Source organism: Streptococcus infantis, assembly GCF_015546995.1.
Classification (GTDB): Bacteria; Bacillota; Bacilli; order Lactobacillales; family Streptococcaceae; genus Streptococcus; species Streptococcus infantis_J.
In genome coordinates this window covers 75325-98811 of record NZ_JADMUH010000003.1, presented here as the reverse complement: position 1 = coordinate 98811, position 23487 = coordinate 75325, and the positions used below count along the sequence as shown (strand labels likewise).

Annotated in this window: 22 protein-coding genes; 19 read left to right on the top strand and 3 right to left on the bottom strand. The window is 38.6% G+C overall.

The features are described from left to right. The first annotated feature begins 2 nt into the window (after positions 1 to 2). The 10 genes from pgsA to tsf all read left to right on the top strand — a co-directional run bounded on the left by pgsA (position 3) and on the right by tsf (position 9228). Positions 3 to 542: a CDP-diacylglycerol--glycerol-3-phosphate 3-phosphatidyltransferase gene (gene pgsA, locus I1J71_RS02130; protein ID WP_016466521.1), complete on the top strand. Its 540-nt coding sequence runs from the start codon at positions 3 to 5 to the stop codon at positions 540 to 542. A gap of 2 nt (positions 543 to 544) precedes the next feature. Beyond that, positions 545 to 1372, top strand: a complete 828-nt coding sequence (locus I1J71_RS02125; RefSeq protein WP_195183546.1) for an energy-coupling factor ABC transporter ATP-binding protein — start codon at positions 545 to 547, stop codon at positions 1370 to 1372. Beyond that, positions 1357 to 2196: an energy-coupling factor transporter ATPase gene (locus I1J71_RS02120; RefSeq protein WP_195183545.1), complete on the top strand. Its 840-nt coding sequence runs from the start codon at positions 1357 to 1359 to the stop codon at positions 2194 to 2196. The genes I1J71_RS02125 and I1J71_RS02120 overlap by 16 nt, the downstream gene beginning before the upstream one ends. Further along, positions 2189 to 2983 (top strand): energy-coupling factor transporter transmembrane component T family protein, encoded by a 795-nt coding sequence (locus tag I1J71_RS02115; protein ID WP_006149079.1) that lies wholly within the window; start codon positions 2189 to 2191, stop codon positions 2981 to 2983. The genes I1J71_RS02120 and I1J71_RS02115 overlap by 8 nt, the downstream gene beginning before the upstream one ends. Before the next feature lie 31 nt (positions 2984 to 3014). Then, positions 3015 to 3836 carry a rod shape-determining protein MreC gene (mreC, locus tag I1J71_RS02110; RefSeq protein WP_049494455.1) on the top strand — a complete coding sequence of 274 codons (822 nt, stop codon included), beginning with the start codon at positions 3015 to 3017 and terminating at the stop codon, positions 3834 to 3836. Continuing rightward, positions 3833 to 4327 (top strand): rod shape-determining protein MreD, encoded by a 495-nt coding sequence (mreD, locus tag I1J71_RS02105; protein ID WP_049494454.1) that lies wholly within the window; start codon positions 3833 to 3835, stop codon positions 4325 to 4327. The genes mreC and mreD overlap by 4 nt, the downstream gene beginning before the upstream one ends. Positions 4328 to 4419: 92 nt before the next feature. Continuing rightward, positions 4420 to 5625: a peptidoglycan hydrolase PcsB gene (gene pcsB, locus I1J71_RS02100; RefSeq protein WP_195183544.1), complete on the top strand. Its 1206-nt coding sequence runs from the start codon at positions 4420 to 4422 to the stop codon at positions 5623 to 5625. A 210-nt stretch (positions 5626 to 5835) separates the two neighbouring features. Continuing rightward, complete coding sequence (locus tag I1J71_RS02095) at positions 5836 to 7047, top strand: aminoacyltransferase (protein WP_195183543.1); 1212 nt, start codon at positions 5836 to 5838, stop codon at positions 7045 to 7047. A 279-nt stretch (positions 7048 to 7326) separates the two neighbouring features. Then, positions 7327 to 8109 carry a 30S ribosomal protein S2 gene (gene rpsB, locus I1J71_RS02090; protein ID WP_004250981.1) on the top strand — a complete coding sequence of 261 codons (783 nt, stop codon included), beginning with the start codon at positions 7327 to 7329 and terminating at the stop codon, positions 8107 to 8109. Positions 8110 to 8187: 78 nt separating this feature from the next. Then, a complete protein-coding gene (gene tsf / locus I1J71_RS02085) occupies positions 8188 to 9228 on the top strand; it encodes a translation elongation factor Ts (RefSeq protein WP_195183542.1) in 1041 nt (346 codons plus the stop codon). A gap of 100 nt (positions 9229 to 9328) precedes the next feature. Here tsf and cysK read toward each other — a convergent pair whose 3' ends face one another. After that, a complete protein-coding gene (gene cysK, locus I1J71_RS02080) occupies positions 9329 to 10255 on the bottom strand; it encodes a cysteine synthase A (RefSeq protein ID WP_195183541.1) in 927 nt (308 codons plus the stop codon). 193 nt (positions 10256 to 10448) lie between these two features. After that, positions 10449 to 11084: a YigZ family protein gene (locus tag I1J71_RS02075; protein WP_195183540.1), complete on the bottom strand. Its 636-nt coding sequence runs from the start codon at positions 11082 to 11084 to the stop codon at positions 10449 to 10451. 55 nt (positions 11085 to 11139) lie between these two features. Between I1J71_RS02075 and I1J71_RS02070 the strand changes: the two genes are divergently transcribed. From I1J71_RS02070 to polA, 9 genes are all read left to right on the top strand, one after another. Continuing rightward, positions 11140 to 12438, top strand: coding sequence for a DEAD/DEAH box helicase (locus tag I1J71_RS02070; RefSeq protein WP_195183539.1), 1299 nt, complete (start codon positions 11140 to 11142; stop codon positions 12436 to 12438). Beyond that, positions 12435 to 13097 carry a ComF family protein gene (locus tag I1J71_RS02065; RefSeq protein ID WP_195183538.1) on the top strand — a complete coding sequence of 221 codons (663 nt, stop codon included), beginning with the start codon at positions 12435 to 12437 and terminating at the stop codon, positions 13095 to 13097. The genes I1J71_RS02070 and I1J71_RS02065 overlap by 4 nt, the downstream gene beginning before the upstream one ends. A 79-nt stretch (positions 13098 to 13176) precedes the next feature. Continuing rightward, positions 13177 to 13725 carry a ribosome hibernation-promoting factor, HPF/YfiA family gene (gene hpf / locus I1J71_RS02060; RefSeq protein WP_006153348.1) on the top strand — a complete coding sequence of 183 codons (549 nt, stop codon included), beginning with the start codon at positions 13177 to 13179 and terminating at the stop codon, positions 13723 to 13725. Between the two features lie 212 nt (positions 13726 to 13937). Then, positions 13938 to 15848 (top strand): DHH family phosphoesterase, encoded by a 1911-nt coding sequence (locus tag I1J71_RS02055; RefSeq protein WP_416385343.1) that lies wholly within the window; start codon positions 13938 to 13940, stop codon positions 15846 to 15848. Continuing rightward, positions 15845 to 16297 (top strand): 50S ribosomal protein L9, encoded by a 453-nt coding sequence (gene rplI, locus I1J71_RS02050; RefSeq protein WP_004250991.1) that lies wholly within the window; start codon positions 15845 to 15847, stop codon positions 16295 to 16297. Before I1J71_RS02055 ends, rplI begins: the two co-directional genes overlap by 4 nt. A 42-nt stretch (positions 16298 to 16339) precedes the next feature. Next, on the top strand, positions 16340 to 17698 hold the full coding sequence (gene dnaB / locus I1J71_RS02045; RefSeq protein WP_006153396.1) for a replicative DNA helicase: 1359 nt from the start codon (positions 16340 to 16342) through the stop codon (positions 17696 to 17698). After that, positions 17695 to 17961 (top strand): Veg family protein, encoded by a 267-nt coding sequence (locus I1J71_RS02040; RefSeq protein WP_006154753.1) that lies wholly within the window; start codon positions 17695 to 17697, stop codon positions 17959 to 17961. Before dnaB ends, I1J71_RS02040 begins: the two co-directional genes overlap by 4 nt. A gap of 94 nt (positions 17962 to 18055) precedes the next feature. After that, entirely contained in the window at positions 18056 to 19183 is a 1128-nt protein-coding gene (locus I1J71_RS02035; RefSeq protein ID WP_195183536.1) for an N-acetylmuramoyl-L-alanine amidase family protein, read from the top strand. A 57-nt stretch (positions 19184 to 19240) separates the two neighbouring features. Beyond that, a complete protein-coding gene (gene polA / locus I1J71_RS02030) occupies positions 19241 to 21874 on the top strand; it encodes a DNA polymerase I (protein WP_195183535.1) in 2634 nt (877 codons plus the stop codon). A 106-nt stretch (positions 21875 to 21980) separates the two neighbouring features. Here polA and I1J71_RS02025 read toward each other — a convergent pair whose 3' ends face one another. Next, complete coding sequence (locus tag I1J71_RS02025) at positions 21981 to 23429, bottom strand: APC family permease (RefSeq protein ID WP_195183534.1); 1449 nt, start codon at positions 23427 to 23429, stop codon at positions 21981 to 21983. Between the last annotated feature and the right edge of the window lie 58 nt (positions 23430 to 23487).

Below are 23487 nucleotides of genomic sequence, written 5' to 3'. Positions count from 1 at the left end.
ACATGAAAAAAGAGAATATTCCTAACATACTTACGCTTGGTAGAATTTTATTTATTCCGATTTTTGTTCTCCTTCTATCATTTGGACAGTCTCCTGTGTTACATAAAATAGCAGCAATTATTTTTGCCATTGCCAGTATCACTGACTATCTAGATGGCTATTTAGCTAGAAAATGGCAAGTAGTTAGCAATTTTGGGAAATTCGCAGATCCAATGGCAGATAAGTTGTTAGTTATGTCGGCCTTTATCATGCTAGTAGGTCTAAATATGGCTCCTGCTTGGGTAGTAGCTGTAATCATTTGCCGAGAACTTGCAGTTACTGGGTTGCGCTTGCTTTTAGTTGAAACGGGTGGAACCGTTCTGGCTGCTGCTATGCCTGGAAAAATCAAGACATTCAGTCAGATGTTTGCGATTATCTTCTTGTTATTTCATTGGAATTTAATCGGTCAGATAACTCTTTATATCGCTTTGTTCTTTACAGTTTATTCTGGTTATGATTACTTCAAGGGAAGCGCGTATTTGTTTAAAGGAACCTTTCGCTAAATATGGAATCGATTATTGGAATTAAGAATCTGTCATTTCAATATCAGACAGATCAAGAACACTATGATGTTCATAACATTTCGTTTCACGTGAAACGTGGAGAATGGTTGTCTATCGTTGGTCATAATGGTAGTGGAAAATCAACAACTGTTCGCTTGATTGACGGTTTGCTAGAAGCGGAATCTGGAGAAATTTGGATAGACGGTGATTGCCTAACTCCGGAAAACGTCTGGGAAAAAAGACGTAAGATTGGTATGGTATTTCAAAATCCTGATAACCAATTCGTGGGGGCAACCGTAGAAGATGACGTTGCTTTTGGACTAGAAAACCAAGGGATTCCACTTGAAGAGATGGAGGTTCGAGTTACTGAAGCTTTATCATTGGTTGGCATGGCAGAATTTTCTAAAAAGGAACCATCTCGTTTATCAGGCGGTCAAAAACAAAGGGTGGCTATCGCAGGAGTTGTCGCTCTGCGACCAGACATTTTAATTTTGGATGAGGCTACAAGCATGTTGGATCCAGAGGGGCGTCTAGAGTTGATTAAGATCGTCCAAAAGATTCGCCAAGATCACCATATGACAGTCATATCCATTACACATGACTTAGATGAGGTTGCTATGAGCGACCGTGTTTTGGTGATGAAAAAAGGAGAGGTCGAGTCAACAAGCACTCCTAGAGAATTATTCTCTAGGTCAGATTTAGATCAAATTGGTTTAGATCAACCCTTTGTCAACCAATTAAAAGAATCGCTACGTACTAGTGGCTTGAAATTACCAGAGCACTACCTGACCGAAGAGGAGCTCGAGGAGGCTTTATGGGAATTATTCTAGACAATGTGAGTTATACGTATCAGGAAGGAACACCCTTTGCCTCAGCTGCCTTGTCCGATGTTAATTTGTCAATAGAGGATGGATCTTATACAGCAATTATTGGGCATACAGGAAGCGGGAAATCTACAATTCTTCAACTTTTGAATGGTTTGTTGGTTCCCACAAAGGGAAGTGTTCGTATCTTTGATACATTAATTACATCAACATCCGTCAATAAGCAAATTCGTCAAATTCGCAAACAAGTGGGCTTAGTCTTTCAGTTTGCAGAAAATCAAATCTTTGAGGAGACTGTCTTAAAAGATGTGGCTTTTGGACCTCAAAATTTTGGAGTCTCTGTAGAAGAGGCAGAAGCTATTGCGCGTGAAAAACTAGCTTTAGTAGGAATTGATGAGTCACTCTTTGGACGTAGTCCCTTTGAGCTTTCAGGCGGACAAATGAGAAGGGTTGCGATTGCTGGTATTTTGGCGATGGAGCCTAGCATTTTGGTCTTAGATGAGCCAACAGCTGGTTTGGATCCAATTGGTCGAAAAGAGTTAATGGCCTTGTTTAAAAAACTTCATCAGGATGGTATCACGATTGTTTTAGTGACCCATCTGATGGATGACGTGGCCGAATTTGCTGACCAAGTTTATGTGATGGAAAAAGGAAAGTTGGTCAAGAGTGGGAAGCCAAGTCTTGTTTTTCAAAATGTCGAATTCATGGAAAAAATCCAATTAGGTGTTCCAAAAATCACAAGATTTGCTCAAAGGCTAGCTGAACGAGGAGTTTCTTTTAAACAATTGCCGATAACGATAGAGGAGTTTAAGGAGTTCATCAATGGATAACATGATTTTAGGTCGTTACATACCAGGAAATTCGATTGTTCATCGTTTGGATCCTCGTAGTAAGTTAGTGGCAATGATTTTATTGATTATGATCGTTTTTTGGGCCAATAATCCAATAACTAATGTAATCCTTTTCGTTGTAACAGGTATATTTGTAGCCTTATCTGAGGTTCCCTTATCCTTTTTCATAAAAGGTTTGCGATCTATGTTTTTTCTGATTGCTTTTACAACTCTTTTTCAACTTTTCTTTATCTCTGGTGGAGATGTCTTGTTCGAGATGGGGTTTATTAAAATCACGAGTCATGGCATTGAGCAGGCGGGAATTATTTTTTGCCGCTTTGTGTTGATTATCTTTTTCTCAACTTTGCTTACCTTGACAACCATGCCATTAAGCTTGGCTACAGCAGTTGAGTCCTTGCTTGGACCCTTGAAAAGATTTAAGGTTCCTGTTCATGAAATCGGGCTCATGTTGTCTATGAGTTTACGTTTTGTACCAACCTTAATGGATGATACGATTCGAATTATGAACGCTCAAAAGGCGCGTGGTGTTGATTTTGGAGAAGGAAATATAATCCAAAAAGTTAAGGCTATGATTCCTATTTTGATTCCATTATTCGCTACGAGTTTGAAACGAGCAGATTCTCTTGCTACAGCCATGGAGGCTAGAGGATATCAAGGTGGGAACGGACGCAGTCAGTACCGGCAGTTGAATTGGATGAATAAAGATAGTGTGGCCTTACTCCTGGTATGTGTGTTGGGTTTGATTCTATTTTTGTTGAAATCCTAAAGTGAAGTATAGAATGAGATAGGGTAGAGGTATGAACCGTTTTAAAAAATCAAAATATATCATTGTTCTATTTGTCGTTATACTAGTAGTTTCTGTTTTTTTAGTGACGACACAGTCAAGTACAGTTGTGACAAAAGCTGGAGATGGCATTTCTCTGATAGACAGAATTGTGCAAAAACCATTTCAATGGTTAGAATCTACAAAGTCAGATTTAGGAAATTTGACGAGAGCTTATAATGAGAATGAAACTCTCAAAAAAGAATTCTATCAAATGGAAAAGGAAAAGAATGAAGCAGATCGCTTAAAAGAAGAAAATGAACAACTGCGTCAATTACTAGATATGAAGTCAAAATCAAATGCGACTAAGCTAATTGCTGCGGATGTTATCATGAGAACTCCGGCGACTTGGAAACAAGAGTTAACAGTTAATGTTGGTTCGCAACAAGGTGTAACAACTAGTATGCTTGTTGTTTCTGGTGGAGGATTGGTTGGAAGCGTTGAAAACGTAGAAGACAACTCAACTGTGGTCAATTTATTAACAAACGCTGAGAATACAGAGAAGATTTCTGTTAAAATCCAGCATGGTTCTAGTAGCATTTATGGTATCATTATTGGTTATGATAAGGAAAAAGAACTACTGAAAATTAGTCAGCTAAATAATAGTGGAGATATTAGTCAAGGTGATAAAGTAGTAACTGGAGGTTTGGGGAACTTCAATGCTACAGACATTCCTGTAGGAGAAGTCGTATCTGTGACCCCTACTAATGATTATCTGGCAAGAGAAGTTATGGTCAAAATGCATGCTGATCCAATGAATCTTAAAGTCGTAGAGTTAGTGGGGAATCCATCATGAGACTTTTTAAGCAAATAGGTATGTTTTTGCTCTTGCCCGTAATCATTTTAATAGATAGCCATTTAGGACAATTTGTAAATAGCTTTTTCCCACATTTTCAAATTATAAGCCACTTCATCTTCATCTTCTTATTATTCGAGACAATCGAAGTATCAGAATATCTGTTTTTGGCCTATTGCTTGGTTCTAGGACTTATATACGATATCTATTTCTTCCATCTGATAGGGATAGCCAGTCTTCTTTTTGTGATTATTGGAGCAATCGTATATAAAAGCAACTCAGTTATTTTGTCAAATAGATGGACTCGATTGCTAGCAGTTTTAATGATGACTTTTATATTTGAATTTGGTAGCTTTATCCTAGCACATGTGGTAGGATTGACTGCAGAAAATCTACCTGTTTTTATAGTTTATAGTCTGGGTCCTACTATGATATTGAATTTTATATGGATGTTAGTTTTCCAATATATTTTTGAAAAAATATATCTATAAGAAAGAAACAAAACTGTAATAAAGGCGTAATATTTATTAGGCCTTTTTTTGATATACTAGTATTGTCTTTTTAAAGAAGGAGTATTTACACTATGAAGAAAAAAATTCTAGCATCACTCTTATTAAGTACAGTATTGGTTTCACAAGGAACTGTGCTTTCAAGTGTCCAAGCCAATACAACAAATGAAAAAATTGCTGCTCAAGATAGCAAAATTAGTGAATTGACAACACAACAAAAGGAAGCTCAAAAACAAGTTGATGAGATTCAAACTAAAGTAACAGCTATTCAAACGGAACAAGAAAAGTTGCAAGCTGAGAATGAAAAACTTCAAGAAGAGTCTAAAAAACTTGAAGGTGAAATCACAGAGCTTTCAAAAAACATCGTAGCTCGAAATGAATCGCTTGAAAACCAAGCTCGAAGTGCACAAACTAACGGAACTGCTACAAGCTACATTAATACAATTATTAACTCTAACTCAATCACAGAAGCTATTTCTCGTGTAGCAGCTATGAGTGAAATTGTTTCAGCAAACAATAAAATGTTGCAACAACAAAAAGAAGATAAAAAAGCTATCTCTGAAAAACAAGTTGCAAACAATAATGCAATCAACACAGTTATTGCCAATCAACAAACACTTGCTGATGACGCTCAAGCCTTGACAACAAAACAGGCAGAATTGAAAGCCGCTGAGTTGAATCTTGCAGCAGAAAAAGCTACCGCAGAAAGTGACAAAGCTACTTTGTTAGAGCAAAAAGCAGCAGCTGAAGCAGAAGCTAAGGCTGCAGCTGAAGCAGAAGCAGCATACAAAGCGAAACAAACAAGTCAACAACAAACAGTTGCTGCTTCAGCAAATACAACCTTTGCAGCACAAGTACAAGCAACTTCAAGCTCATCATCAGACGATGATTCAAGCTACACACCTGCAGTAACTACTGTAAGTCAGCGCCCAACCTATAGTTCAAATGCATCAAGTTATCCTGTAGGTCAATGTACATGGGGTGCAAAAACTTTAGCACCATGGGCTGGCGATTACTGGGGAAATGGTGGCCAATGGGCTGCAAGTGCAGCGGCTGCAGGTTTCCGTACAGGTTCTACACCACAAGTTGGTGCAATTGCTTCATGGGATGATGGAGGATATGGTCACGTAGCAGTTGTTACGGCTGTTGAATCATCAACTCGTATTCAAGTTTCTGAATGTAACTATGATGGTAGTGGAACTCAACCAATTGGAAATTATCGTGGATGGTTTAATCCGACAGCATCAAGAGGTACTGTAAGATACATTTATCCAAACTAATATACTGATTATTACTAAATTTAGGGTGAGGTTTTATAAATCTCACCCTTTGTATAGTGCTGAAAAATAAATTTCATTATATAATTACTTGAACTTATTTTATATTCTTTTCTTATAATTATTTAGTTAAAGTTAGATGAAATTTTGAGATTTAGTACGAGTGTAGCACGTTAATAAAAAAGGTTTCTAAAGGGAGTCGGTGTTGGAGTTATGTTTACGTATAAAATAAATGTTGATGTGAAAGAGTGGGATTTGTTTTTAGGAAATCATCCTCAAGGAAATTTATTGCAGAGTAGTGATTGGTCCAAGATAAAGGATACTTGGGGAAATGAGAGAGTTGGCTTTTATAAAGAGGATCAACTAGTTGGAGTAGCGAATATCTTAATTCAGCCACTACCATTAGGACTTTCTATGTTCTATATTCCACGAGGTCCAGTAATTGACTATGAAGATAAAGAACTTCTGAAATTTGTACTTTTGACGTTGAAAAAACTTGCTAAAAAAAGCCATGCAATAATGGTTAAATTTGATCCAAGTTTATTTATCAGTAGAGGTCTTATTGGGCAAGAAACTATTCAAAACTCTAAAACTTTTGAAATTATTGAAGAACTGAAAAAAAATAAAGTTTATTGGACAGGCTTAACAAAGGATATGGCAGAAAATATACAACCACGTTTTCAAGCCAATATTCATAAAGAAAACTTCTCACTAGATCAATTATCCAAGTCTACTAAGCAGGCTATCCGAACTGCAAGAAATAAAGGATTGGAAGTAAAATTCGGTGGACTCGACTTATTAGATGAATTTTCATTTTTAATGAAGAAAACAGAGTCTCGTAAGAACATTAGTTTACGAGGCAAAGATTATTATCAAAAGTTACTGAACACTTATCCTGATCACTCCTTTATCACACTGAGCTATTTAGATTTACCTAATAGATTGAAAGAAGTTGAGAATCAACTCGAAAAGAATCTAAAAACAGCACAGAAATTTACAGATAAAACGAAAGAAGGCAAAGTAAAAGAGAATCAGCAAGAGAGAAAACGATTAGAGGAAGAGGTTTCTTTTCTTAAGAACCATATTGATATAGGGGACAGTATCGTCCCATTGTCTGGAACTTTGACCATCGAATTTGGAAAAACCTCAGAAAACTTATATGCTGGAATGAATGAAGAGTTTAGACACTATCAACCTGCTATTCCTACATGGTTTGAGACAGCTCAACATTCATTTGAACGTGGGGCAGAGACTCATAATATGGGTGGAATTGAAAACAACTTAGAAGGCGGGTTATTTAATTTTAAATCTAAATTTAATCCCACAATTGAGGAGTTTGCTGGTGAGTTTAACTATCCAACTAGCTCATTGTATTTCTTGTTTAATATCGCCTATAAAATCCGCAAGAAACTTCGAAGTAGATAGGATGAACTAATTATTTTGCTACTACATTAAATTTTTAAAAATTAGCTATTAGAACATCTCAGCAGTATATGTTGAGATGTTTTAAATTTAGAGTGCTTACGAGTAATTTAATAAGGAGAAAATAACAAAATCACTTGAAATAAAGCTCCAATTATGATAAAATGAAACTTGTCGTGTGAACGATAATACTCATTCTTGATGAATTGTGAAACTGTTGCCTTTGGGTTGTTTTGCAAGTTGAAATCAAGAAGAGGAAAAAACAAAAAAGGAGAAATACTCATGGCAGTAATTTCAATGAAACAACTTCTTGAGGCTGGTGTACACTTTGGTCACCAAACTCGTCGCTGGAACCCTAAGATGGCTAAGTACATCTTCACTGAGCGTAACGGAATACACGTTATCGACTTGCAACAAACTGTAAAATACGCTGACCAAGCATATGACTTTATGCGTGATGCAGCAGCTAACGATGCAGTTGTATTGTTTGTTGGTACTAAGAAACAAGCTGCTGACGCTGTTAAAGAAGAAGCAGAACGTTCAGGTCAATACTACATCAACCACCGTTGGTTGGGTGGTACCCTTACTAACTGGGGAACAATCCAAAAACGTATCGCTCGTTTGAAAGAAATCAAACGCATGGAAGAAGAAGGAATCTTCGACGTTCTTCCTAAGAAAGAAGTTGCACTTCTTAACAAACAACGCGCTCGTCTTGAAAAATTCTTGGGTGGTATCGAAGACATGCCTCGCATCCCAGATGTAATGTACGTAGTTGACCCACATAAAGAGCAAATCGCAGTTAAAGAAGCTAAAAAATTGGGTATCCCAGTTGTAGCGATGGTTGACACAAACACTGATCCAGATGATATCGATGTAATCATCCCAGCTAACGATGACGCTATCCGCGCAGTTAAGTTGATCACAGCTAAATTGGCAGACGCTATCATCGAAGGTCGCCAAGGTGAAGATGCTGTAGCAGCAGTTGAAGCAGAATTTGCAGCTTCAGAAGCTCAAGCAGACTCAATCGAAGAAATCGTTGAAGTTGTAGAAGGCGACAACGCTTAATTCAAATAAGTAATCATTACCTAGGAGGGCGGGGCTTAGCCCGGCTCTCCTATTTTTAAAAAATATAGGAGAATCAAAATGGCAGAAATTACAGCTAAACTTGTTAAAGAGTTGCGTGAAAAATCTGGTGCTGGTGTCATGGACGCTAAGAAAGCATTGGTCGAAGTTGAAGGTGATATCGAAAAAGCGATTGAATTGCTTCGCGAAAAAGGTATGGCTAAGGCAGCTAAAAAAGCTGACCGTGTTGCTGCTGAAGGTTTGACTGGTGTTTATGTGAACGGTAACGTTGCAGCAGTAGTTGAAGTAAATGCTGAAACAGACTTCGTTGCGAAAAACGCTCAATTCGTTGAATTGGTAAATGCAACTGCGAAAGTCATCGCTGAAGGTAAACCAGCTAACAACGAAGAAGCTCTTGCTTTGACAATGCCTTCAGGTGAAACTCTTGAAGCAGCATACGTATCTGCAACTGCTACAATCGGAGAAAAAATCTCATTCCGTCGTTTTGCTCTGCTTGAAAAAACAGACGCACAACACTTCGGTGCCTACCAACACAATGGTGGACGTATCGGTGTTATCTCTGTTATTGAAGGTGGAGATGAAGCACTTGCTAAACAAATCTCAATGCATATTGCTGCGATGAAACCAACAGTTCTTTCATACAAAGAATTGGATGAGCAATTTGTTAAAGATGAGTTGGCTCAATTGAACCACGTAATCGACCAAGATAACGAAAGCCGTGCAATGGTTAACAAACCAGCACTTCCACACTTGAAGTATGGATCAAAAGCACAATTGACTGATGAAGTTATCGCTCAAGCTGAAGCTGACATTAAAGCAGAGTTGGCTGCAGAAGGTAAACCAGAAAAAATCTGGGATAAAATCATTCCAGGTAAAATGGATCGCTTCATGCTTGACAACACTAAAGTTGACCAAGCTTACACACTTCTTGCACAAGTCTACATCATGGATGACAGCAAGACAGTTGAAGCATTCCTTGAATCAGTTAACGCTTCAGTAGTTGAGTTCGCTCGCTTTGAAGTTGGTGAAGGTATTGAGAAAGCTGCAAATGACTTTGAAGCTGAAGTTGCAGCTACAATGGCAGCAGCTTTGAATAACTAATAATAAAAAGAGGAAGCAGCTTTGCTTCCTTTTTCATATAGAAAAATTTTATAAAAAAAATTAAAAAGCCCTTGTTAAAGGGCTTTGTGTATTTAGGAGACTAGACTTCGAACTCATAGAGCGCTGTAGATAGGTAACGTTCTCCGTTATCTGGTGCAAGTGCAAGGACTTTTTTACCTGCCCCAAGTTTTTTAGCAACTTCGATTGCTGCATAGATAGCTGCGGCAGAAGAAATACCTACCAAGAAGCCTTCTTTTCCACCAATTTCGCGACCAAGTGCAAGAGCATTGTCTGATGTCACGCGAACGATACCATTATAAGCTTCTGTATCCAGTGTTTCTGGGATGAATCCTGCAGAGATACCTTGAATTTTGTGAGGTCCTGGTTTTTCACCTGATAAGATTGCTGACTCGTCTGCCTCAACTGCAAAAATTTGTATGTCTGAATTAGCCGATTTAAGAGCGTGAGAGACACCAGAAATAGTTCCTCCAGTACCAACACCTGCAACAAAGGCATCTAGACCATCAGCTCCGAAATCAGCTAGAATTTCAGCTCCTGTTGTTCTTTCGTGAACTTCTGGGTTAGCTTGGTTATTAAACTGTAATGGTAGGAAACCATCGCGTTCAGCAGCAATTTCTTGCGCTTTAGCAATCGCACCTTTCATACCTTCGCTACCAGGAGTAAGGACTAGTTCAGCACCATAAGCTTGGATGATCTTGCGGCGTTCAACACTCATTGTTTCAGGCATAACGATGACAACTTTATAACCTTTAGCAGCGCCAACCCATGAAAGACCGATACCAGTGTTCCCGCTTGTTGCTTCTACAATAGTAGAGCCTGGTTTTAGTTTACCCTCTTGTTCTGCTTTTTCAATCATACTAAGAGCGATGCGGTCTTTAACGGATGAACCTGGGTTAAAAGCTTCTAGTTTTACGTAAACGTCTGCTGCACCTTCTGGTACAATGTTATTCAATTTAACAATCGGTGTTTTTCCGATAAGTTCTGTGATATTGTTATAAATAGCCATGTTAGCACCTCTTTATATAAGATGCTTCTAGTATAACGCTATCTTAAACTTTTGTAAAATATAGAAATCCTATCGAAGTGATAGGATTTTTTTATATCAATAATCAAAACTGTTAATTCTCAGACGGTTTTGTTCGCTAAAATTTCCAGCGACTCCATTGCTTCATTTCCGAAAACTATATTTTTTTTCCTGTTTAAGCTAAGTCAACAGGAACTTCAACTTCTCGTAAACCTTGGTCTATTAAGGTGACTTTCCCATTGAAAAATTCGATAAGGGCTGCTTTGATACCTTCTTTATCCTCTTTATCAACAAAGATCATCGTTTCAACTTGATCTGTAAAGTTGCTTTCAAGTTCTATAAGATGATGTTCTTTAAGAAAGTTCCCATATTCTTGATATTGAGCATAGGTCATGTGAATCTGAATGCCTGCTTGTTCTTTAATTTCAACAATTCCAATTTCTTTGACAGCTAAGGCAACACTACCTGCATAAGCGCGAATAAGACCTCCTGATCCCAGTTTGATACCACCAAAATATCTGGTAACAACTACACAGACATTGGTTAAATTGTGATTTTCTAGAACTCCTAGCATAGGTACACCAGCAGTTCCACTTGGCTCCCCATCATCACTGGTTCGCTTGATTTCACTGCGCTCACCGATAATAAAAGCAGAGCAGTTGTGGGTAGCCTTATAGTGTTCCTTTTTGATAGCAGTGATAAAGGCACGAGCTTCTTCTTCACTATAGACACGTTTTGCATGACAAATAAATCGTGATTTTTTGATTTCTTCTTGGACTTGTCCGTCCTCTTTTATCGTTCTAAATTCCATATTTTTATTGTACTAAAAAATAGTCTAAAGTTCTAGATTTTACGAATAAAGAAGTATGAAAATAAATCCAAACTATTTAGGCCGACTTTTTACAGAACAAGAATTAAGCCCTGAAGAACGACAACTGGCGGAGAAGCTGCCAAGCATGAGAAAAGAGAAGGGGAAACTCTTCTGTCAACGATGTGATAGTATGATTCAAGATGAATGGTCTCTACCTATTAATGCTCATTACTGCCGAGAATGTTTGTTGATGAAGCGAGTTAGGAGTGATCAGGCCTTATATTATTTCCCTCAAGAAGATTTTCCTAAACAAGATGTTCTTAAATGGAAGGGACAATTGACTCCATTTCAAGAGAAAGTATCAGAAGGATTACTTCAGGCAGTAGAGAACCAGCAACCGACTTTAGTTCATGCAGTGACTGGCGCTGGGAAGACAGAGATGATTTATAAAGTTGTTGCGAAAGTTATTAATGATGGTGGCGCAGTTTGTCTAGCAAGTCCACGGATAGATGTTTGTTTGGAATTGTATAAGCGATTGCAGAATGACTTTGCTTGCGAAATAGCTTTACTGCATGGTGAGTCTGAACCATACTTTCGGACACCACTAGTTGTTGCAACAACTCATCAATTATTAAAGTTTTACCACGCTTTTGATTTACTAATAGTAGATGAAGTAGATGCTTTTCCTTATGTTGACAACAAGATGCTTTACAAAGCTGTAAAGAATTGTGTAAAGGAAAATGGACTCAGAATTTTTCTCACTGCAACTTCTACAGATGAGTTGGATAAGAAGGTTCGCTTAGGGGAGCTAAAACGACTAAGCCTGCCAAGGCGATTCCATGGAAATCCTTTAATTATTCCAAAACCCGTTTGGCTATCTGATCTGGATAAATGTTTGGATAAGTTTCGCCTACCACCAGAGCTAAGAAGATATGTTGAAAATCAGAGAAGAACTGGCTACCCCTTACTAATATTTGCATCAGAAATTACAAAGGGAGAGAAGTTGAAGGAAATCTTACAAGAAAAATTTCCAAATGAGAAAATTGGTTTCGTATCCTCAGTTACTGAAGATAGATTAGAGCAAGTTCAAGCTTTTAGGGATAGGGAATTGACCATATTGATAAGCACAACAATATTGGAGCGCGGAGTTACCTTCCCTTGTGTTGATGTCTGTGTCGTAGAAGCAAACCATCGTCTTTTTACAAAATCAAGCCTCATTCAAATTGGAGGACGTGTAGGTCGCAGCATGGATAGACCTACAGGAGATCTAATTTTCTTTCATAATGGATTAAATCGTTCGATTAAGAATGCTATAAAGGAAATTAAATTGATGAACAAGGAGGCAGGGCTATGATTTGTTTACTATGTGCCCAACATTTGAAGAAAAATCTAACCTTTGGAGAGCTTCTTTTTTTGAAAAAGGAGGAGAGCACACTTTGTTTAGCTTGTTACTCAAGTTTTGAAATGATTGAGGAAGAACATTGCCCAAATTGTTATAAAAAAGGAGTGTCAAGTTCGTGTCAAGACTGTCAACTTTGGTGTAAAGAAGGGATTGAAGTAAGCCATGAAGCGATTTTTAGTTATAATCAAGCCATGAAAGACTTCTTTAATCGTTACAAATTTGATGGCGATTATATTCTCCGAAAAGTTTTTGCTATGATTTTAAAAGAGAATTTAAAAAAATACAAGGATTATCATTTTGTTTTAATACCATTAAGCCCTGAGAGGTATGCAAAAAGAGGTTTTAATCAGGTTGTAGGCCTAATAGAAGCGGCAGGACTTTCCCATCTGGATGTATTAGGGAAAAGAGAAGAGAAAGCCAGTTCTTCTAAAAATCGTTCAGAGCGTTTGGCCACAGAACTTCCGTTTTTTATTAAAGAAGACAGTAGGATTCCAAAGAAAATTCTATTGATTGATGATATTTATACGACAGGAGCGACTATTAACCGTGTCAAGAGTATGTTAGAGAATGCAGGAGCAAAAGATGTTAAAACATTTTCCCTCGTAAGATGAGGAAAAAGATTGCAATAATTTTTTGAAAGCGTTATAATAAATATAGAAAAACAAATATGTTTAGAAAGAAGGTACTTATATGATTAAATATAGTATCCGTGGTGAAAACCTAGAAGTAACAGAAGCAATTCGTGATTATGTAGTTTCTAAACTCGAAAAGATCGAAAAATACTTCCAAGCAGATCAAGAACTAGATGCACGTGTAAATTTGAAAGTGTATCGTGAAAAGACTGCTAAGGTAGAAGTAACAATTCCACTTGGATCTATTACTCTTCGTGCAGAAGACGTTTCTCAAGATATGTATGGATCTATTGATTTGGTGACAGATAAGATTGAACGTCAAATCCGTAAAAATAAAACTAAAATTGAACGTAAGAACAGAAATAAAGTTTCTACTAGCCAACTATTTACAGATGCCTTAGTAGAAGAGACAGATGCTGCTCAACCTAAAGTTGTTCGTTCAAAACAAATTGATTTAAAACCAATGGACCTTGAAGAAGCACTTCTTCAGATGGACTTATTGGGCCATGATTTCTTCATTTATATCGATGTTGAAGATGAAACTACAAATGTTATTTATCGACGCGAAGATGGAGATATTGGTCTTCTTGAAGTGAAAGAATCTTAATACTTAATATGCTTAGATTAAAAAGGTGGTTTACACTAGTGTAAACCACCTTTTGTGTTCATGAATACTACATGAACATAAGTGCTTTCCTTCTTTAAAGGTCGCTTTTTCAGTGCAAATATGGTATAATATTGCGCAAGAGGTTTGTAATGAAAAAAAATGAAATGAATCCCTTTTTTATATTCTTATTTGTTGGGATTTCCTTTATAATCATGACTGTATTGGTTATTTTTCTTCAAAATAACCTAGTCACAATAGCATGCTTATTTTTATTAATGGTGGCATTTCTTTTGATATTTTATTTTCAGAAGAAATCTTATCAAAAAACAGAAATTGAACAAATCCAGTACGTAAACCATCAAGCGGAAGATAGTTTGAGTTCGCTCTTAGAACAGATGCCGGTTGGAGTTGTCAAACTAAACATGGAAAGTAGTGAGATTGAGTGGTTCAATCCCTATGCAGAGTTAATGCTGACAACGGAAGATGGAGAAATTGACCATTCTCAAGTTCAAGAAATTATAAAAACAGCCATATCTTCGCCTGGAATTTATGCCAATGTGGGAGAAAAACGTTATGCAGTGCATCTAGATAAAAACTCGGGTGTGCTCTACTTTTTTGACGTTTCTGGAGAATACGAAGCCACAGTGGAATTGGTTACGAGCCGCCCTGTTATTGGTGTTATTTCGGTAGATAATTATGATGATTTAGAGAATGAAACATCTGAATCAGACATCAGCCATATTAATAGTTTTGTTGCGAATTATGTCGCAGAGTTTACTGGAAAACATCAGATGTTTTCTCGTAGAGTGACCATGGATCGTTTTTACTTGTTTACCGACTATACGGTATTGGAGCAATTGATGCAGGATAAATTTTCTGTAATAGATACCTTCCGTGAAGAAGCCAAACAGAGAGAACTACCATTGACAATGAGTATGGGCTTATCATACGGCGATGGTGATCACGAGGGCATTGGTAAAGTTGCTTTATCGAATCTCAATCTTGCAGAAGTTCGTGGTGGAGACCAAGTTGTTGTCAAAGAAAATGACGAAACGAAGAATCCAATTTATTTTGGTGGTGGGACGGCGGCTTCTATTAAACGAACAAGAACACGTACTAGAGCTATGATGACGGCAATCTCTGAGAAATTGAAGAGTGTTGATCATGTTTTCGTTGTTGGTCATAAAAACTTAGACATGGATGCTTTGGGCTCTGCGGTCGGAATGCAATTGTTCTCGAGTAATGTCTTGGATGAAAGTTATGTAGTCTATGACGCTGAACAAATGTCTCCTGATATTCATCGCGCAATTCAATTTTTAGAGAATGAGGGAGTAACAAAACTCCTTACTCTAAATCAGGCTATGGAAATAGTCACTAATCGTTCTTTGCTTATAATGGTGGACCACTCTAAGACAGCCTTGACCTTGTCAAAAGAGTTTTATGATTTATTCACGCAAACGATTGTTATTGACCATCATAGACGAGATCAAGATTTCCCAGATAATGCAGTGATTACCTATATCGAGAGTGGCGCAAGTAGCGCAAGTGAACTTGTGACAGAGTTGATTCAATTCCAGAATTCTAAGAAAGCACGCTTAAGTCGTATCCAAGCTAGTGTTCTTATGGGCGGTATGATGCTGGATACTAAGAATTTCACCTCTCGTGTAACTAGCCGAACCTTTGACGTGGCAAGTTATCTAAGAACACGTGGTAGTGATAGTATTGTAATTCAAGAACTTGCGGCGACTGACTTTGAAGAGTATCGATTGGTTAATGAGCTAATCTTGCAAGGACAGGCCGTACAACCTTCTATTCTTGTAGCTCAGGCCAAGGATGCTAAGGAGTATGATATTGTAGTGATTAGTAAAGCAGCTGATACTATGTTAGCTATGTCAGGTATTGAAGCTAGTTTTGTCATTGCAAAAAACCGCCAAGGGGATATTTCTATTTCTGCGCGAAGTCGCAGTAAGATTAATGTGCAACGGATTATGGAAGAATTGGGTGGCGGAGGGCACTTCAACTTGGCAGCTGCTCGACTTACAGATATGAGTCTGCAAGAAGCCGGTGATAAACTAAAAACCGTTATTTCTAATGAAATTAGAGAAAAGGAGACAGAAGAATGAAAGTAATCTTTTTAGCAGATGTAAAAGGAAAAGGGAAAAAAGGCGAAATCAAGGAAGTGCCAACAGGTTATGCGCAAAACTTTTTGATTAAGAAAAACCTTGCTAAAGAAGCGACTTCACAAGCAATTGGTGAGTTGCGCGGGAAGCAAAAATCTGAAGAAAAAGCACATGCTCAACTTCTTGCAGAAGCACAAGAAATTAAGGCGAAACTTGAAGCAGAAGAAACAATTGTTGAGTTTGTTGAAAAAGTTGGTCCAGATGGAAGAACTTTTGGTTCAATTACTAGCAAGAAAATTGCTGAAGAACTCCAAAAACAATTTGGAATTAAAATTGATAAACGTCATATTCAAGTTCAATCTCCAATTCGAGCAGTTGGCTTGATTGATGTTCCGGTAAAAATTTATCAGGATGTAACTAGCGTCATCAATCTTCGTGTAAAAGAAGGCTAAGCTAGATTTGAGTAATGATTTTGTAAAAGGAAGGAAAGTCTGATGGCAGAAGTAGAAGAACTACGAGTTCAACCCCAGGATATTTTGGCAGAACAATCGGTATTGGGAGCTATATTTATCGATGAGAGTAAACTCGTATTTGTTCGAGAATATATTGACTCTCGAGACTTCTTTAAGTATGCTCACCGTTTGATTTTTCAGGCCATGGTTGATTTGTCAGATCGAGGCGAAGCCATTGATGCAACGACTGTTCGTACGATATTAGATGATCAAGGTGATTTGCAAAATATTGGTGGCTTGTCCTACCTTGTTGAGATTATCAACTCTGTACCAACCTCTGCAAATGCTGAATACTATGCAAAAATTGTAGCAGAGAAAGCCACGCTTCGTCGTTTGATTGCTAAGTTGACAGAGTCTGTAAACCAAGCTTACGAAGCCTCTAGTCCAGCAGATGAAATCATTGCTAGAGCAGAAAAAGGTTTGATCGATGTCAGTGAGAATGCAAATCGTAGTGGTTTTAGAAACATTCGTGACATTTTAAATCTTAATTTTGGGAATCTTGAAGTTCGATCACAACAAACGTCGGATATTACGGGGATTGCTACTGGTTATCAAGATTTGGATCATATGACAACTGGTTTGCACGAGGAGGAGTTAATCATTCTTGCTGCTCGTCCTGCGGTTGGTAAGACTGCTTTTGCCTTGAATATTGCTCAAAATATTGGAACCAAGCTAGACAAGACCGTTGCAATTTTCTCACTCGAGATGGGTGCTGAGAGTCTGGTCGATCGTATGTTGGCTGCCGAAGGACTAGTAGAGTCTCACTCTATCCGTACAGGGCAATTGACTGAGGAAGAGTGGCGCAAATATACGATTGCTCAAGGCAATCTTGCAAAAGCAAGTATCTATATTGACGATACCCCTGGAATTCGAATTACGGAGATTCGTTCACGCGCCAGAAAATTGTCTCAGGAAACAGGCAATCTTGGATTGATCTTGATTGACTACCTGCAGCTAATTACAGGGACTGGTCGTGAAAATCGTCAACAAGAGGTTTCAGAGATTTCACGTCAGTTGAAAATTCTGGCCAAGGAATTGAAGGTTCCCGTTATCGCGCTAAGTCAGTTGTCACGTAGTGTTGAACAACGTCAAGATAAAAGACCGGTGCTATCAGATATTCGTGAGTCGGGATCTATCGAGCAGGATGCGGATATCGTAGCCTTTCTTTATCGTGATGACTATTACGAGCGTGGTGGGGAAGAAGAGGAAGGTCTTCCTAATAACAAGGTAGAAGTGATTATCGAGAAAAACCGTAGCGGTGCACGTGGAACGGTAGAATTGATTTTCCAAAAAGAATATAACAAATTCTCAAGCATTTCGAAGAGAGAGGAACAAAGATGACAGATGCATTTACAGATGTAGCCAAGATGAAAAAAATCAAGGAAGAAATCAAGGCGCATGAAGGACAAGTAGTGGAAATGACCTTAGAAAATGGTCGTAAACGCCAAAAGAATCGCTTAGGAAGACTCATTGAAGTTTATCCATCGCTCTTTATCGTTGAATTTGGAAATGTTGAAGGGGACAAACAGGCCAATGTCTATGTTGAATCCTTCACCTATTCAGATATTTTAACGGAAAAGAATTTGATTCACTATTTGGATTAAGGTTGAAAGTGAGAGTATTCTCACTTTTTTCTTTTTCTTTCGAATGATATAAATGAGGTTAACCTCAAAAATTTATCTATTCGAAGGAGAATGAATGACATATAGTAAAAAGGAAACTTTTCTAAAGAGAACGACGGTGGGTACAGCATCATTATTGCTAGCAGGTGCTTTTTTGTTTGGTGGAGGAACTGTTCATGCCAATCAGGTAAACAATGGCTCACTGGCGCGTGGAGATGATTATCCCTATTATTATAAAAATGGAAATCAAAATATTGATAAATGGCGCCTATACTCAAGACAGTGCACATCTTTTGCAGCTTTTCGATTAAGTAGTGTTAATGGATTTGAACTACCAGCTGCTTATGGGCATGCGAAAGAATGGGGCTATCGAGCTCAAAAAGAAGGATATCGTGTAGATCAGAGACCAGCGATTGGGGCTATTGCTTGGAGCACGAGGGGAACGCATGGTCATGTAGCTTGGGTTTCTAACGTGATTGGAGACATGATTGAAATCGAGGAGTACAATTACGACTATACAGAAACGTATCATCGTAGGACAGTAAAAGCAAGTTCTATGACTGGATTCATTCATTTTAAAGATGTAGGGAATGCTAGTGTAGGAAATTATCAATCTGTACTAGCCTCTAGTGGAACACATTATTTTACAGAAAAAGCAGCTATTATGAATCAGCCATCATTGACATCTACTATCATCGACTACTACGAACCTGGAATGAGTGTTCATTATGATCAAACTCTTGAAAAGGATGGTTATAGATGGATTAGTTATATGTCACGAAGTGGGAATAGACGTTATATCCCGTTAATTAAAACGGCAACCTCTAAGAATGGATGGGAAAAACAGGGGACAATCTGGTACTACTATGAAAATGACAAAGTGGCTCTTGGTTGGAAAAAAATAGACGGAAGTTGGTACTATTTCCAAACAAGTGGTGCCATGAGAACAGGATGGCTAAAAGACGGATCTAAGTGGTACTACTTGAAATCATCTGGGGAAATGCAGACAGGATGGTTGAAGGATAAGGGCATTTGGTATTATCTCGAAAGCTCAGGTGCAATGAAGGCTAGTCAGTGGTTCCAGGTTTCAGGGAAATATTATTACGTGAACGCATCTGGAGAATTGGCAGTAGATACGACTATCGATGGTTTCCAAGTTGATAGCAATGGTGCGCGAGTTGAAAAAAATCCCAATAAGCCTTGACCGATAATCTAACTCTTAGCAATGGTATTTTTCCCTGCTTTCCTTTATAATGGGTGTATGGACAAGAAAAAATTATTATTGATTGATGGTTCTTCAGTTGCTTTCAGAGCATTTTTTGCACTTTACCAGCAACTGGATCGTTTTAAAAATGACAATGGACTACATACCAATGCAATCTATGGATTTCATCTGATGCTAAATCACCTGTTGGAACGTGTCCAACCGAGTCATATCTTGGTTGCTTTTGATGCAGGAAAGACAACTTTCCGTACAGAGATGTATGCTGATTATAAGGGCGGTCGCGCTAAGACTCCAGATGAGTTTCGTGAGCAATTCCCCTTCATTCGTGAGTTGCTAGACCATCTTGGGATTCGCCACTATGAATTAGCCCAGTATGAGGCTGATGATATCATTGGTACCTTGGGACGCTTGGCTGAAAAGGAATCTTTTGATGTAACGATTGTCAGCGGAGACAAGGACTTGATTCAGTTGACGGATGAGCATACCGTGGTTGAGATTTCTAAGAAAGGTGTTGCTGAGTTTGAGGCTTTTACTCCAGAATACCTCATGGAAAAGATGGGAATCACACCAGCTCAGTTTATCGATCTTAAGGCTCTCATGGGTGATAAGTCTGACAATATCCCTGGGGTAACCAAGATTGGTGAAAAGACTGGTATCAAACTCTTGTTAGAACATGGCTCGCTTGAAGGTATTTATGAAAATATTGACAGCATGAAGGCTTCAAAGATGAAGGAAAATCTTATCAATGACAAGGAACAAGCCTTTCTGTCTAAAACACTAGCTACCATCGACACGAAAGCGCCAATCGAGATAGGCCTGGATGATTTGGTCTATAGTGGGCCAAATGTGGAAAACCTTGGGAAATTCTACGATGAGATGGGCTTTAAGCAGCTCAAGCAAGCCTTGAATGCTTCTCAGGCTAACCAAGCTGAGACTTTGAATTTCACTATGGTAGATAAAGTGAGTCAAGATATGCTGAGTGCCGACTCTATCTTTCTCTTTGAACTTTTTGGTGAAAATTACCATACAGATGACTTGGTTGGTTTGGCCTGGTCATGCGGAGACAAACTCTATGCTACAGATAAGCTGGAACTTCTGCAGGATCCGATTCTTAAGGATTTTCTAGAAAAAACATCTCTGAAAGTGTATGACTTTAAGAAAGCTAAAGTTCTCTTAAATCGCTTTGGTTTGGACTTGCAGGCTCCTGCTTTTGACAGTCGCTTGGCCAAATACCTTCTCTCTACTGTAGAGAATAATGAAATTTCAACCATTGCTAGTCTCTACGGCCAAACTTATTTGGTTGATGATGAAACCTTCTATGGTAAGGGTGTCAAGAAAGCTATCCCTGAGAGAGAAACCTTCTTGGAGCACTTGGCTCGTAAGGTTGCTGTGCTGGTTGAGACAGAGCCTGTATTGCTTGAAAAATTAAGTGAAAACGGACAATTAGACCTTCTCTATGACATGGAGCAACCTCTGGCCCTTGTTCTTGCTAAGATGGAAATCGCTGGGATCAAGGTAAAAAAAGAAACTCTACTCGAGATGCAAGCTGAAAATGAGCTTGTCATTGAAAAGCTAACTCAAGAGATTTATGAATTGGCTGGTGAGGAGTTCAACATCAACTCGCCTAAGCAGTTGGGCGAACTACTTTTTGAAAAGCTAGGTCTCCCTATAGAATACACCAAGAAAACCAAGACAGGTTACTCAACAGCAGTGGATGTGCTAGAACGCTTAGCTCCTATTGCCCCAATCGTCAAGAAAATTTTAGATTATCGTCAGATTGCTAAGATTCAATCGACTTATGTGATTGGTTTGCAGGATTGGATTTTAGCGGATGGCAAGATTCACACGCGCTATGTGCAGGATTTGACTCAGACAGGGCGTCTGTCTAGTGTGGATCCAAACTTGCAAAATATTCCTGTTCGCTTGGAACAAGGTCGCCTCATTCGTAAGGCTTTCGTTCCAGAGTGGGAGGATAGTGTCCTTCTCAGCTCTGACTACTCACAGATTGAATTGCGAGTTTTGGCGCATATCTCTAAAGATGAGCACTTAATCAAGGCTTTCCAAGAGGGAGCTGATATCCATACCTCGACAGCCATGCGTGTCTTTGGAATTGAGCGTCCCGAGGATGTGACTCCAAACGACCGTCGTAATGCCAAGGCTGTCAATTTTGGAGTGGTTTACGGAATTTCAGACTTTGGTTTATCCAATAACCTAGGTATCAGCCGTAAAGAGGCTAAAGCATATATCGACACTTACTTTGAACGCTTCCCTGGTATCAAAAATTACATGGATGAAGTCGTTCGTGAGGCGCGTGATAAGGGTTATGTGGAGACTCTCTTCAAACGTCGTCGTGAGTTGCCAGATATCAATTCGCGTAACTTTAACATTCGTGGTTTTGCAGAGCGTACAGCTATCAACTCACCGATTCAAGGATCGGCTGCAGATATTCTCAAAATCGCTATGATTCAGCTAGATAAAGCCTTGGTGGCAGGTGGTTATCAAACTAAGATGCTGTTACAAGTACACGATGAAATTGTTCTTGAAGTGCCTAAGTCAGAATTAGCTGCCATTAAAAAAATCGTCAAACAAACCATGGAAGAAGCCATTCAACTCAGTGTGCCCCTGATTGCTGATGAAAATGAAGGCGTAACTTGGTACGAAGCTAAGTAGAAATAGCCTATCAGACAAAAAAGAAATCCCCTTGAACATTATGGTTCAAAGGGGATTTTTCTTTCAGGAAAAGACAAAAGTGAAACTATCTAGATAATAGTAGGATTTATTTGATTTGTTTCTTTTGTTGTTTTTTTGCAAGGATTGGTAGAATAACACCTAAACCAATCAGAATAATTGGGGTCAAGATGTTTGTAAGAAGAGAGAATTGCCAAGCAGTTGGATTTTCAGTATAGCTAATTTTTGGAACCATACCTAGGATACAAGCAAAGGCAGTGAAGAGGAAGCACCAAGTACCAATCACAAAGCCAAGTTTAGGATTGTTAACAAACTTGTATTCGGCATTTTTGTATGTTTTCCAAGCGCGATTGAGCATCATATAGGCAAGGAATACCCAGAGATAACGCATTGGCATTACGATAGAATTGAGGTTGGTCATCCATTTTACAAGTCCGTCAATTTCTTGGATACCAAAAATTGGAAGGATGATGATAAGGCTAACGAGGACGCCTGTAAGGAGGTAGCCGTTAATGAGGACACCTTTTTCAGTACGTTTACGAAGCCAGCTTGGGATGTAGTTTTCGTCAGCGTTATTGAGTAGGATTTGTAATGGTGCGTCAATAGAGAAGGCAAGCGCAGCGATTTGTCCGATCATATTTGTAAGAGCGTAAATCACAACGAAAAGATTTCCAACTCCCCAAGAATTTCCTAATATTTGGAAGGCTTGATAAGCACCATTACGCATAAGGTCTTCAGGGATGTTATTACCATCAAACAGCATTCCCATGGCAACTGAACCAAGGATAGCAGAGAGTCCTACCATGATGGCCATGACAATCATACCTTTTGGAAATTCTTTTGCAGGATTACGAGTTTGATTCACATAAGGGGAAATTTTTTCACAACCACCAACGGCAAAGACCAGTAGTGAGATGGTTGTAAAATAAGAAAAATCAAAGTTTGGAATGTAGGTGCTCAGTTGATCCATGTGTGGTGTCGCAAACTGGATGTCTGGTTTGATGAAAGGCAGACCGACAGCCAAAAGCACAAAGAGTAAAGACATAATCAACATGGCACTTCCTGCCAAGCTACCGATGACTTTCAGTGTTGTCAATCCTTTTGTAGAAAGGTAGAGGAAAAGTCCAAAGATTAGCAAGCAGAGAATAACAATCCAGTGGAAGTCGATTTGTTTTAGAAATTGTCCGTTACCCTGCAAGGCCCATCCAAGCGGAATCAGGATTCCTTGAGGTTTTTGTGCAAGATAAGGGATATGCACAACCCAGTAGGTCCAAGCGGCAAAGTAGGCGAGGCGTTTGGTTGATGTTTTTTCAACCCAGTCGCTAACACCGCTTCCGCTTTCCTTGAAGGTAGAACCTAGTTGTCCGACGATGAGTGAATATGGGATAAAGTAGAGTGCGAGGATTAAAACCCAAGATACGACTACTGAAATCCCCTGTTGAGAATAGTTGTTGACGACGTTTCCTAGCCCCCAAACCATGTTGAAAGCAATCAGAGAAACCATCAGCCAATTAAGTTGGTGTTGATCTTTTTTCATAATGTCTCCTTTTCTGATAAATTCAGTATATCATGATTTTTTGAAAGCGCCTAACAAA

What these genes read in the sequence shown, in the direction of transcription:
- pcsB (WP_195183544.1), top strand. Translation starts at nt 4,420, where the DNA reads ATGAAGAAAAAAATTCTAGCATCACTCTTATTAAGTACAGTATTGGTT.
- polA (WP_195183535.1), top strand. Translation starts at nt 19,241, where the DNA reads ATGGACAAGAAAAAATTATTATTGATTGATGGTTCTTCAGTTGCTTTC.
- I1J71_RS02065 (WP_195183538.1), top strand. Translation starts at nt 12,435, where the DNA reads ATGATTTGTTTACTATGTGCCCAACATTTGAAGAAAAATCTAACCTTT.
- hpf (WP_006153348.1), top strand. Translation starts at nt 13,177, where the DNA reads ATGATTAAATATAGTATCCGTGGTGAAAACCTAGAAGTAACAGAAGCA.
- I1J71_RS02075 (WP_195183540.1), bottom strand. Translation starts at nt 11,084, where the DNA reads ATGGAATTTAGAACGATAAAAGAGGACGGACAAGTCCAAGAAGAAATC.
- I1J71_RS02095 (WP_195183543.1), top strand. Translation starts at nt 5,836, where the DNA reads ATGTTTACGTATAAAATAAATGTTGATGTGAAAGAGTGGGATTTGTTT.
- I1J71_RS02125 (WP_195183546.1), top strand. Translation starts at nt 545, where the DNA reads ATGGAATCGATTATTGGAATTAAGAATCTGTCATTTCAATATCAGACA.
- I1J71_RS02040 (WP_006154753.1), top strand. Translation starts at nt 17,695, where the DNA reads ATGACAGATGCATTTACAGATGTAGCCAAGATGAAAAAAATCAAGGAA.
- I1J71_RS02070 (WP_195183539.1), top strand. Translation starts at nt 11,140, where the DNA reads ATGAAAATAAATCCAAACTATTTAGGCCGACTTTTTACAGAACAAGAA.
- I1J71_RS02120 (WP_195183545.1), top strand. Translation starts at nt 1,357, where the DNA reads ATGGGAATTATTCTAGACAATGTGAGTTATACGTATCAGGAAGGAACA.
- tsf (WP_195183542.1), top strand. Translation starts at nt 8,188, where the DNA reads ATGGCAGAAATTACAGCTAAACTTGTTAAAGAGTTGCGTGAAAAATCT.
- I1J71_RS02115 (WP_006149079.1), top strand. Translation starts at nt 2,189, where the DNA reads ATGGATAACATGATTTTAGGTCGTTACATACCAGGAAATTCGATTGTT.
- pgsA (WP_016466521.1), top strand. Translation starts at nt 3, where the DNA reads ATGAAAAAAGAGAATATTCCTAACATACTTACGCTTGGTAGAATTTTA.
- I1J71_RS02035 (WP_195183536.1), top strand. Translation starts at nt 18,056, where the DNA reads ATGACATATAGTAAAAAGGAAACTTTTCTAAAGAGAACGACGGTGGGT.
- mreD (WP_049494454.1), top strand. Translation starts at nt 3,833, where the DNA reads ATGAGACTTTTTAAGCAAATAGGTATGTTTTTGCTCTTGCCCGTAATC.
- cysK (WP_195183541.1), bottom strand. Translation starts at nt 10,255, where the DNA reads ATGGCTATTTATAACAATATCACAGAACTTATCGGAAAAACACCGATT.
- dnaB (WP_006153396.1), top strand. Translation starts at nt 16,340, where the DNA reads ATGGCAGAAGTAGAAGAACTACGAGTTCAACCCCAGGATATTTTGGCA.
- I1J71_RS02055 (WP_416385343.1), top strand. Translation starts at nt 13,938, where the DNA reads ATGACTGTATTGGTTATTTTTCTTCAAAATAACCTAGTCACAATAGCA.
- rpsB (WP_004250981.1), top strand. Translation starts at nt 7,327, where the DNA reads ATGGCAGTAATTTCAATGAAACAACTTCTTGAGGCTGGTGTACACTTT.
- mreC (WP_049494455.1), top strand. Translation starts at nt 3,015, where the DNA reads ATGAACCGTTTTAAAAAATCAAAATATATCATTGTTCTATTTGTCGTT.
- rplI (WP_004250991.1), top strand. Translation starts at nt 15,845, where the DNA reads ATGAAAGTAATCTTTTTAGCAGATGTAAAAGGAAAAGGGAAAAAAGGC.
- I1J71_RS02025 (WP_195183534.1), bottom strand. Translation starts at nt 23,429, where the DNA reads ATGAAAAAAGATCAACACCAACTTAATTGGCTGATGGTTTCTCTGATT.